At 72.3% G+C, this 8111-nt stretch carries 7 protein-coding genes; 3 read left to right on the forward strand and 4 right to left on the reverse strand.

Features of this window, described 5'->3' with window-relative positions:
* The coding region (xseA, locus tag E4O86_RS21310; protein WP_161142564.1) for an exodeoxyribonuclease VII large subunit at window positions 1–923 on the reverse strand (923 nt) is incomplete at its 3' end.
* A 64-nt stretch (window positions 924–987) separates the two neighbouring features.
* Here xseA and E4O86_RS21315 point away from each other — a divergent pair.
* Entirely contained in the window at window positions 988–1725 is a 738-nt protein-coding gene (locus tag E4O86_RS21315) for a 16S rRNA (uracil(1498)-N(3))-methyltransferase (RefSeq protein WP_161142565.1), read from the forward strand.
* A 2-nt stretch (window positions 1726–1727) separates the two neighbouring features.
* On the opposite strand, the gene E4O86_RS21320 is transcribed toward E4O86_RS21315, so the two are convergent.
* Window positions 1728–2249: a hypothetical protein gene (locus tag E4O86_RS21320; protein ID WP_161142566.1), complete on the reverse strand. Its 522-nt coding sequence runs from the start codon at window positions 2247–2249 to the stop codon at window positions 1728–1730.
* A 120-nt stretch (window positions 2250–2369) separates the two neighbouring features.
* Here E4O86_RS21320 and E4O86_RS21325 point away from each other — a divergent pair, with 120 nt between their 5' ends.
* Window positions 2370–3743 carry a glutamate--cysteine ligase gene (locus E4O86_RS21325; protein WP_161142567.1) on the forward strand — a complete coding sequence of 458 codons (1374 nt, stop codon included), beginning with the start codon at window positions 2370–2372 and terminating at the stop codon, window positions 3741–3743.
* Between the two features lie 46 nt (window positions 3744–3789).
* The gene (locus E4O86_RS21330) at window positions 3790–4710 is read left to right on the forward strand and encodes a DMT family transporter (RefSeq protein ID WP_161142568.1); all 921 of its coding nucleotides are present in this window, start codon (window positions 3790–3792) and stop codon (window positions 4708–4710) included.
* A 15-nt stretch (window positions 4711–4725) separates the two neighbouring features.
* Here the strand turns inward: E4O86_RS21330 and E4O86_RS21335 are convergent, their stop codons facing one another.
* Window positions 4726–5559: a DUF937 domain-containing protein gene (locus E4O86_RS21335; RefSeq protein ID WP_161142569.1), complete on the reverse strand. Its 834-nt coding sequence runs from the start codon at window positions 5557–5559 to the stop codon at window positions 4726–4728.
* 136 nt (window positions 5560–5695) lie between these two features.
* Window positions 5696–8111: ATP-binding protein (locus E4O86_RS21340; RefSeq protein WP_205521027.1), on the reverse strand; the 2416-nt coding region annotated here is incomplete at its 5' end.

Below are 8111 nucleotides of genomic sequence, written 5' to 3' on the forward strand. Positions count from 1 at the left end.
CGCGCGGCCGCCGCGAGCTCGCGTGCGCGATAGTCCACCAGCCGCCGCAGCGAGCCGTGGTGGCGGCGCGCGAGGTCGGCGACGCCGGCGAGGAGCTCGGCGCGGACGGGCACCGCCTTCTCCGCGGCGCCGGTCGGGGTCGGGGCGCGGAGATCGGCTGCGAAATCCACCAGCGTCCAGTCGGTCTCGTGGCCGACGGCGGCGATCGTCGGGATCCGGCTGGCGGCGACCGCGCGCACCGCCACCTCCTCGTTGAACGCCCACAGATCCTCGATCGAGCCGCCGCCGCGCGCGACGATGAGCACGTCCGGCCGCGGCACCGGCCCGCCGGGCGCGATCGCATTGAAGCCGGCGATCGCGGCGGCGACCTCCTCGGCCGCCCCCTCGCCCTGCACCCTGACGGGCCAGACCAGCACGCGGCACGGGCAGCGATCGCGCAGGCGGTGGAGGATGTCGCGAATGACGGCGCCCGTCGGCGAGGTCACGACGCCCACCACCGAGGGCAGGAACGGCAACGGGCGCTTGCGCGCCTCGGCGAAGAGGCCTTCGGATTCCAGGCGCTTCCGCCGTTCCTCCAGGAGCACCATCAGCGCGCCCTGACCGGCCGGCTCCAGGCTTTCCACCACGATCTGGTAGCGGGAGCGGCCGGGATAGGTGGTGAGCTTTCCGGAGGCGACCATCTCCAGCCCCTCCTGGGGCTTGAAGCGGAGGCGCTGGAACGTCGTCTTCCAGACGACGGCATCGAGGCAGGCGCGGTCGTCCTTCAGCGTGAAATAGCAATGGCCCGACCCGGCCGCACCGCGGAACCCGGAAATCTCGCCGCGGACGCGCACCTGCTCGTAGGCGTCCTCGACGGTCCGCTTCAGCGCGAAGGCAAGCTCGGAGACGGTGTACTCGGCGATGTTCGAGGGGGAACCGGCCATGCCGGCAGTCTTGACGCCTCGCGCCGCCACGTTCAAGCGGGGAAGGGCAGCGCCTGGATTCGGGATGGCCTACGACTTCCGCACGCAACGCCTGTTCGTCGACGAGCCGCTCGTCGAGGGAGCCGCCTTCGAGGCGAGCCGGGCGCAGGCGAACTATCTCGTCAACGTGCTCCGGATGCGGACCGGAGACCCGCTTCTCGTCTTCAACGGCCGCCACGGCGAATGGCGGGCCGCGATCGCCGAGGCAGGCCGCAAGAGCTGCCTGATCCGCGTCGAGGCGCAGGCGCGGCCGCAGCCCGAGCCCTACGACCTTCAATATCTCTTCGCGCCGCTCAAGCAGGCGCGTCTCGACTACATGGTCCAGAAAGCCGTCGAAATGGGGGCGGGCCGGCTCCGGCCCGTCCTGACCCAGCACACCCAGGCGAGCCGCGTGAACACGGAGCGCATGGCGGCGAACGCGGTGGAGGCCGCCGAGCAGTGCGGGGTGCTGACGATCCCGGCGGTCGACGAGCCGGTGTCGCTGGAGAAGGCGCTCGGGGCCTGGGATGCCGGCCGGCGGCTGATCCTCTGCGACGAGGCGGCGCCGGTCGCCAATCCGGTCCGCGCGCTCGCCGCGCTGCCGCCGGGGCCGATGGCGGTGCTGATCGGTCCGGAAGGCGGCTTCTCCGCGCAGGAGCGCGGCATGCTGCTGCGCGAGCCGTTCGTGACGGCGATCTCGCTCGGACCGCGCATCCTGCGCGCCGACACGGCCGCGGTGGCGGCGCTCGCGATCGTCCAGGCCGTGCTCGGCGACTGGCGCTGAGCCTATTGCCGCGCCAGGCTGATGTCCGTCGTCTGGACGGGCGCGCCCCCGCCGGAAGGCTGGTCGGCGACCACGAGCCTCATGCCGCCGCTCTCGTCCATGCGGATGGTCATCTGGGCCGTCAGATCGCCGTTGACCGGCTTCGGCCAGCGGATGGTCAGGTTGAGGTCGCGGCCGTTCCGCGTGCCGCTGAGGGCGGCCGGCCCGATCCTCGAGCCGAGATAGCGGCCGACATAGCCCTTGCCGTTCGGGTTCTCGCGAAGCTCGATCGTGATCTGGCGCGAGAAGATGGCGAGCGCCCGGCAGCGGCCGCTGACGGTCGCGCTGTCGCCCGCGCTCGCGCCGCTCAGGCTGCAGGAAATTCCCATCGGGCCGGAATCGAGGTTCCGGCGGACCTCGCCCGAACCTTCCCACTTGCCCGCGAAGCGCTCCAGGAATCCGCTCTGGGCGCGGGCCGGCACCGAAGAGAGGCAGGCAAGCCCGAGTGCGAGGGCAAGCCCGCTCCAGCTGGCGGTCGACCGCATCGGCTCCTCCATCGATCCAGACAGAATGACGCTTCCGCGCGTTTCCATCAACGCGCCGAAAGTCTTTGCGGGGTCATGGTGCCGCGACTATGTTCGCGCGCCGTTTTCCGAGGGGACCGCATGGCGCGTGACACTGCCGACCTGACGCCGATCGAATCCCGGGACCAGCTTGCCGCGCACCTCGAATCGGGCTGCAAGCCGAAGGAGAAGTGGCGGATCGGGACCGAGCACGAGAAGTTCGGCTTCTATCACGACGGCCACCGGCCGGTGCCCTATGAGGGGCCGAAGGGGGTGCGTGCCCTGCTCGAAGGAATGCAGGCGCTGCTCGGCTGGGAGCCGATCATGGACGGCGGCCTCATCATCGGGCTGGTCGATCCGATCGGCGGGGCGGCGATCTCGCTGGAGCCCGGCGGCCAGTTCGAGCTCTCCGGGGCGCCGCTGCGCTCCATCCACCAGACCTGCCGCGAGGTCCACGCCCATCTCGCGCAGGTCCGCGAGATCGGCGATCCGCTCGGGATCGGCTTTCTCGGCCTCGGCATGAGCCCGAAATGGCGGCGCGAGCAGACGCCGGTCATGCCGAAGTCGCGCTACAAGATCATGGCGAACTACATGCCGAAGGTCGGCGGGCTCGGCCTCGACATGATGTTCCGCACCTGCACGATCCAGGTGAACCTCGATTATGCGAGCGAGGCCGACATGCGCGACAAGATGCGCGTCGGCCTGGCGCTCCAGCCGATCGCGACGGCGCTCTTCGCCGATTCGCCCTTCACCGACGGACGCCCGAACGGCTATCTCTCCTACCGGGCGGAGATCTGGCGCGATACCGACGCGAACCGGACGGGCATGCTGCCCTTCGCCTTCGCGGACGGATTCGGGTTCGAGCGCTACGTCGACTGGGCGCTCGACGTGCCGATGTATCTCGTCGTGCGGGACGGCCGCTACCACGACATGACCTCGGTCACCTTCCGCCAGTTCATGGCGGGACGCCATCCGGAGGGCCTGCCGGAACCGACGCCGACCATGGGCGACTGGAAGAACCACCTCTCCACGCTCTTTCCCGAGGTCCGGCTCAAGACCTATCTGGAGATGCGGGGCGCCGACGGCGGTCCCTGGCGGCGGATCTGCGCGCTGCCGGCATTCTGGGTCGGGCTGCTCTACGACGAGGCGTCGCTTTCCGCCGCCAAGGACCTGATCGCGGACTGGAGCGCGGAGGAGCGCGAGGCGCTCCGCGCCGCCGTGCCGAGGACGGGACTCGCCACAACCTTCCGCAACACCAGCGTGCTCGCGATCGCGCGGGAGGCGGTGGGGCTCGCGCAGGACGGCCTCAGGCGGCGCGCGATCGCCGGCAACGGCGTCGCCGACGAGACCGGCTATCTCGCGCCGCTCGAGGAGACCATCGCGCTCGGGCACACGCCCGCGGAGAGCCTGCTGCGGCAATACGAGACCCGCTGGGGCCATTCCGTGGAACCGATCTTCGACGAATACGCCTACTGACGTGCGGGTGCGGGGGTCCTCCCCTCCGATCCGCCGGATGCCCGACATGCCTTCACCTCAGAGCCCGGCCAGGTCTTCCAACGCTGCACGCGACTACACGCTCTTCGGCGCCACGGTGCTCCTCTGGGGCACGACCTGGATCGCGCTGAAGCTGCAGCTCGGCACGGTGGCGCCCCAGGTCTCGCTGGTCTGGCGGTTCCTGCTCGCGGCGCCCATCATGGCCGTGGTGGCGCGCTCCTTCGGGGCGCCGCTCCTCTTCCCGCTGCGGACCCATCTGCGCTTCGCCGGCATCGGCGTGCTGATGTTCTCCACCAACTTCGTGCTGTTCTACAATGCCGGCGCCTTCGTGGTGTCCGGCCTGCTCTCGGTCATCTTCTCGCTCGCGGCCGTCATCAACATCGTCCTCGCCGTAACCGTCCTGCGCGAGCCGCTGCGGCCGCGCGTCGCCTTCGGCGCGCTCATCGGCGTCGCCGGCGCGGCCTGCCTGTTCGGGCACGAGATCGCCGGCACGGCGCTCGGCTGGAAGCCGGCGACGGGCCTTCTCCTCGGCGTCTGCGGAACGTTCTCCTTCTGCCTCGGCAACATGCTCGCGGCGCGCAACCAGCGCGACGGCATCCCGGTCCTTTCCGGCGCCGCCTGGGGCATGGCCTACGGCGCGCTCGCCAATGCGGCGGTCGCCCTCGTCGCCGGCAGCCGGTTCGCGATCGACCCGCACCCGGCCTATGTCCTGTCGCTGCTCTGGCTCGCGATTCCAGGCTCGGTCGTCACGTTCTGGGCCTATCTCGTGCTGCTCGGCCGGATCGGCCCCGACCGGGCCGCCTACACCGCCGTGCTCGCGCCGGTCCTCGCGCTCGTCGTCTCGACGCTCTTCGAGGACTACCACTGGTCGCCGATCGCTTTTCTCGGGATCGGCCTCGTCGTGGCCGGCAACGTGCTCGTGCTGGCGCGGCGGCAGCGGCGCGCCTGAGACGGGGCCCGGCGGTCAGTCCGGCTTGGGCTTGCCGGCGGCGAAGGCGGCGGCGACCGCCTTCTGATAGGCCTCGCCCATGCGCCGGCCCGATTCCAGCGCGTCGCCGAGAAGCGCACGGCCGAGCGCCTCGCCCGCAGCGGGATCGGGGCCGGCCTCTCCGGCAGCCGGTGCCGCCGCTGCCGCCAAGGCGGCGTGGAACGGGTTCGACGGATCGAGCGCGCCGGCCGTCCCCTGCCGGACCATCTCGGCATAGGCCTTCACGAAGGGATTGTCGGCGAAAGCCTGCGCGAAGGCGCCGGCCTCGGTCCGCTCCTTCTCGGCCTGCTCCTCCTCGTAGCGGTCGAGCGGTCCCTTCGCCGCCGCTCCGCCGCCGGCCGGCGGGCGCGGCGCCGATTCCGCCTGCCGGAGCATCGCCTCGAAGAACGGGTTCTTGCGGGAGACGCGCTCGATGCCGCCGAGGCCGATCGCCGTCAGCGCCGGCAAGGCCTCCCGCGCGACGGCCTGGGCGAGGCCGGTCGCGGCGCTGATCTGCTCCGCGAGGGCGCGGCGAACGTCCTCCGACTGGAAGATGCGCTCCATCAGCGCCCGGCTCTCCCGCCAGCCCGCATCCGTGAAGGCGCTTTCGGGATGCTCGTAGAACCGTGCCGCGTTGGCGGTGGCGAGCTCGCCCATCAGGCGGAAGAAGGCGGCCGGATCGCGCATGTTCGCCTCGAGGCCGCTCTGCAAGGCAGGCGTGAAGGCGGCGACGAGCCTGTCGAGATCGCCGTCCGTCAGCCCGAACTTCCCGGCGAGCGCGCGGAACGCCCCGCCGCCGCCGGCCTGACGCATGAGGTCGTCGAGAGTCACGAGGGGATCTCCTCCACTTCCGGGCAGCGGCGCGATGCCCGCCGGGCGACCGCTTCCACGGCCGCTCCGCATCCAATGTTAGCGGAGCGGCTCCGCACGGCAATGGAGCGCCGGCGGAGCGGCGGCGGAGCCGCGCTCAGTCGCCGAGAACGCGCGCCGGCGGGAAGGTCACGGTGACCGTCGTCCCTTCGCCCGGCGTGCTGCGGATGAGGAAGCCGGCCCGGTTCGCCTCGACGAGGGCGCGGGTGAGCGGCAGGCCGAGCCCGGTGCCGCCGCGATTGCCGATCATCGCGTTCGAGTTCTGGCGGAACGGCTCGAGCGCACGCTCGAGCTCCTCCTCGGTCATGCCCTCGCCGGTATCGCGGAGCCGGAGCACCACTTCGCCGGTCTCCCTGAGCGTCGTCGACGCGATCACCTGCCCGCCCGGGCCCGTGTACTTCACCGAGTTCGAGAGCAGGTTGAGGACGATCTGCCGGAGGGTGCGCGCATCGGCCACGACCGCCGGCACGTCGCTCGAAAGGCTCGAGCGGAGGATCACGTGGGCGCGGCCCGCCTCCGGCTGCATCAGCGTGATGCATTCGCGCACGAGATCGTTCACCGCGACCGCCTCGAAGTTCAGCTCGAGCCGGCCCGCCTCGATCTTCGAGATGTCGAGGAGATCGTTCACCAGGCTCACGACATGCTCGCCGCTGGTGCGGATGTCGCGCAGATATTCGCGGTAGCGCTCGTTCTCCACCGGCCCGAAGCGCTGCTCGATCATGACTTCCGCGAAGCCGATGATCGCGTTGAGCGGCGTGCGGATCTCGTGGCTCACGCGGGCCAGGAACTCCGACTTGTGGCTCGAGGCCGCCTCAGCGTTCTTCCGGGCCGCGACGAGGTCCGCCTCGGCCCGCTTCCAGCGCGAGACGTCGCGCAGCACCGCGCAATAGCGGCCGCCCTCGCCGGCGATCGGCCCGATCGTCAGCGACAGCGGCAGCGTCGCCGCGCCGACCGTCCCCTCGACCTCGCACGCCTCGACGAGCAGCCCCCCGCTCCGCTCCGCCTTGCGGCGCCCGAAATAGTCCTCGGCGGCCTCCCGGCTCGCGGGCGAGAAGAACGCGAAGAAGGGGCGCCCCGCGGCCTCGGCGCTGGATGTGCCGAACAAGGCCTCGGCCCGGGCGTCGAGCCGCACCACCGCGCCATCCGCGGCCAGGATCGCGACGCCGTCGCCAGAGGCCTCGAGCACGGAGGCGAGCTCCTGCAGGCGGCGCTCCAGATCCTCCGGGCCATGGGGCGGACCCGGCGGCGCGGGGCCGCGGCCCTCATCCGGACCAGCGTCCGACCCCGCCGTCTCCGCCGCGTCGGACAGCCCGGATTCCGGGGAAGGCCCTGCCGCCGCCGGTTCCCGGTCCCGGTCCCGCTCCTGATCCGCGGGCCGGACGCCGCCGTCGCGCAGCAGGCCGAAGGCCGGCTGCTGGCCGGCAGTCTCGCCCGGGAACAGCCTGAGCACCCTGCCGCCCGGCTCCGGCTCGTCGCCGGCCGGTTCAGGGTCGTCCTGCGCACCGGGGAAGCGGTCGCCCCGGTCCATGCCCGCGGCGTAGCCTTCCGAGCCCGCTGCGCGCAGGCCGCCGCGCCCGCCGGCATCCATGTCGGCGCGGCGGTAGACCGGCGCGTCGATGCGCGTCCGCAGCGCCTCGGCGATCTCCTCGAACGCGCTCCGCTCATGCGGGGAGAGGCGGGCGAAATCCGGCAGCCGGTCGAGATCGGCCCGGATCGGCACGACGTTCACCGGCTGCGCGGCGACCGTCTCCTCGTAGGGAGGAACCTGCTCCGCCGTCGCGACCTTCTGCTCGGCCTCCGGGAACCTCGCCTCGAACGCCGCGCTCATCAGCGCCTCGGCCGGCTTCAGCACGCCGAAGCCGCGAAAGCCCTGGAACGACTGGTCGATCCCGAAGACCGGCAGGCCGGTGAGTTCGACGGGCACGCGCGCCGCCCCCGTCTCCACCGGCCACCAGGCGGTGAGGCCGCTCCAGGTGTCGCGGCGCCCGAGCGCCCGCCCGATCCGGCCGCCGGGATCGAGCCGGAGCCGCGCGGCGGCGTCCTGCCAGCGCTCGCCCACCACCTCCGAATTGCGCCCGACGACCTGGGCGAGCCCGGGCGACACGAAGAGGAACCGATTCGCCGAATCGGTCTGCCACAGGAAGCGGACCGGCCGGCGGGAGAGCTCGGCGCTCTCCCACAGCCCGGCGAGCGGATGGAGGGGCGGCGGCACCGGTTCGGCCGGCGCGCCCGCCCCGCCGAGATTCGGACCGGGGGCGGGGAGCTCGGGCCCGGACGGCGGCGGCTCCGACACTTCCGGACCGGCCGGTGCCCCGTCAGGGATCTCCGGGCCCGGGCCGGGCACCACGTCGGGCTCGGGGGAATGGGGGATTTCCGGCTGCGGCGGCGGCGCCTCCGGGATTTCCGGGCCGGGGGCCGGCGGCTCGACGTCCGGACCCGGCGGGCCGGGAACCGGCTCGGCCGGGGGCGGCGGGCCGGGTGCCGGCACGTCCTGACCGGACGCGTGCGTGGCG

The organism is Propylenella binzhouense, from assembly GCF_009866965.1.
GTDB classification, from domain to species: Bacteria; Pseudomonadota; Alphaproteobacteria; order Rhizobiales; family Afifellaceae; genus Propylenella; species Propylenella binzhouense.